Source organism: Oleiphilus sp. HI0061 (assembly GCF_001635675.1).
The window spans coordinates 1-862 of the sequence record NZ_LWFE01000507.1; the positions used below are offsets into that span (position 1 = coordinate 1).

Genomic DNA, 862 nt, shown 5'->3' on the forward strand with positions numbered 1-862 from the left:
GCTAAGAATATCTCTAGATGTATTGCTGGGGTGCGAATTTGAGACGTTCAACCAAATATCTCCTGAGCTTGAACAGCAGCTTCTATTAGCGGGAAGCGAGAGCATTCTTCTCGTCGATGCAGGAATCCCAGGGGTTGATTATTGGGCTTTGGTTGGCTGGCTCGGTAGACAGTTCAAAGGCCAGGTGATTATCCTAACCAGTCCAAACTCTTATAACTTGAGCGCAGCAAAAATGATGCGCCTGGGGTGTTATGCCGTTTTGGATAAAAATAAGGGCTTCGCTCCTTGTTGGAGTGCGATTATATCCGCAGCCCAGGGGGATACGTTTATTGAGGGGGATAGTCCTTTTGCACAGCTCAGCTCCTCTGATCAGGAGCTTGCTAGAGAACTGTTAATTTACGATGTTAATCAATTATCTGAAATGAAGGGAATCTCCCAGCAAGCTATTAATAAAAAGAAATTGGCGATATATAACAAGCTCAGTATATGCTCTGTTCCAAATGATAAGGCCTTCCGCGTACTGGCCAAGTTATTTCAGTATCACTAGACTATTTTTTTGAAAAGGTTGTAGCTACAACTATTCACACCCAAAAATTGCTTATAACATTAGTTCCAGATAAGACGTTCTTCACGCAGTAAAGGGATTTAGCTTTGCCTTACGCAAGGGATACGCCGCGGAAGAGTTTATGCTAGCGAACTAGCCTTATCTATCATGAGGAGTCGAGGGATGCTGCTTAGCGAGTATTATTATTCTTTCAGTGGCATTTGGCTGTTAACTTCGTGAACAAGCGGGTAGGGCTCAAGGATGAGCATCTGTGATGAGGGTTTATCAACCTACCAAGAGGTCAGCAAGACTTCAGCT

1 protein-coding gene is annotated in these 862 nt (G+C 43.9%); it reads left to right on the plus strand.

Translation table 11 applies throughout. The annotated features are described in order from the left end of the window. Positions 1 to 547, plus strand: a 547-nt coding sequence (locus A3735_RS30415; RefSeq protein WP_197485718.1) for a hypothetical protein, incomplete at its 5' end; no start/stop codon positions are given. Between the last annotated feature and the right edge of the window lie 315 nt (positions 548 to 862).